General features: G+C 50.3%; 1 protein-coding gene. It reads left to right on the plus strand.

Features of this window, described 5'->3' with window-relative positions; translation table 11 throughout:
• Positions 1 to 408 precede the first annotated feature (408 nt).
• Entirely contained in the window at positions 409 to 1,692 is a 1,284-nt protein-coding gene (locus GWC77_RS27525) for a hypothetical protein (RefSeq protein WP_173262588.1), read from the plus strand.
• Positions 1,693 to 1,841: the final 149 nt, after the last annotated feature.

Genomic DNA, 1,841 nt, shown 5'->3' on the forward strand with positions numbered 1-1,841 from the left:
CCCGCTTCATACTCGGGCCAGTTCGTCACCCGATGGGCCATCTTCGGGATGTCATGCCGGCGCGCGGCGTTGTGCTTGTGGGGCATGCATGGGCTTCCAGCAGGACGGACCGCGATTCTATTACTCCTGTCTTTCGTTTGCCTATCCGTGCACCAACGCCCATCGAATAACTAGCAACCAGTTGTTGGTTTTTAACCTCGCCGCAGATTCAATTCAGAACACGCAGCAGATCTTCGCCATCGTTATGAGAAGTCTACTCAAATTCTATCAAATTGTTACTCATTCACTTGAGGATTTGATATGCGAATTTCATGTTTACCTTGTTTTTCTTCACGCGCTCATGAGCCGGATCACGAATCCAATACGCGCCCGGGAACCCCGACATCTGCTCAGGATACGAGGATGCACGTGACGAGCCCGCAGCTCGATAAACTGACCAACCTGGCTAAATCCCCCTCAAGCGCGTCCGCTCGGACCACCCGCGCGCAACCGCACGCGCCAGAACAGGTGGTGCCCGTCCTAGACGTGTGTCTCCAAATTGTCCAGCACAAAGATGACCTCGATGAACTGTTGAAACTGCGTGCGACGCACCGCAACTTCCTCGAGGCTGTTGAACTTCGGTTTGGCAACGATCCGACACTCTCACGCGAGCTCGCGGAAAAGTATCTGGCACCGGTTAAAAACTCTGCTCAACCCCTCATAGAGGCGCAACTATCAAAGCTTGTCGAGATAACACCCCATTTAAATTTTCCATATGATCAAAAATTGATGAGTGCGGTCTTGCCCTGCATTGCGAATCTTGAACGAAAAACGCTGACAAAAACAAAGCGCGTGAGTCTAACTCTAAATGCCGATTGGGCAACAGGCGCAGAAATGGAGCATTCCTTTCGAGGCTTTGGAGATGGTCTAGCCTACCATCATTTTGCACCCGACAAACTCAATGCTCCACTAACAAATCTACGGAAAAACGGGAGCCGCGATCTCCGGATTGATTTTGCACTTTGCGTACCTCGGTTAGATGATGAGGTAGGCGTGGCGGTGATGCAGTGCTGGTCAGAGAATATTATGAAAAATAATGTCTCGAGGTGTGGGTATAACTACGGCGAAAATGGCCGCCAGTGGAGCGTCGATGACGGCGAGGCGGAGTACCTTCTTCAAGCGCTCGAAAAGAAAGATAGCATAATACAAGATCTCCATATGAATCATGTTAATTTCAACAAAAAGTCAGACCGCGCCAGGCTTATTGCCGCAGCGACAAAAGAAAGCGGCACATTGAGAAGTCTTCGGTTGCCTAATACCCTGGTTACCCCCGATGAATTTAAAGAGCTAGTTAAATCAAGCTCAAGCCTCCTGGAACTGGAAATATCAATCGAACCCAACAGCAAAGACGATTTTGTTCAATATTGTGATGCATTCAAAAAGAGTGGGTCAATTAAAACACTTAGAATCTGCCATTTCGATTTTTATATCAAAACAATCTGCGGTCGAGACTCAAGCTCAAAGCAAGCAATGCTTGAAGATTTCATTAAGTCCGCCAAAGACGCTGCATCCTTAACGTGCGTGGATTTTACTCGATCAGGTCGGTTTGGCCGCGGGCAGCTTTTTAAGCGAACAGTATCGAACGACGATTTCAAACCGGTAAGCCGGAACTCCGCCACCGATGGGCTGGGATTGATGGGATTTACAGGCTAGTTTTCGTGTGATCCGGGGCGTCGGTGCATGGAGGCGGAGCAGTGTGCAATGCGCCCCTTTCCCCACAGGTTATGCGGCATGAACCTTACAGCGCACGGAGTTCGGGCGTGCGGCGGCCAGCATGCGGTTGAGCACCGCCACACCGATCG

It is taken from the genome of Paraburkholderia sp. NMBU_R16, from assembly GCF_013282575.1.
Lineage (GTDB): Bacteria > Pseudomonadota > Gammaproteobacteria > Burkholderiales > Burkholderiaceae > Trinickia.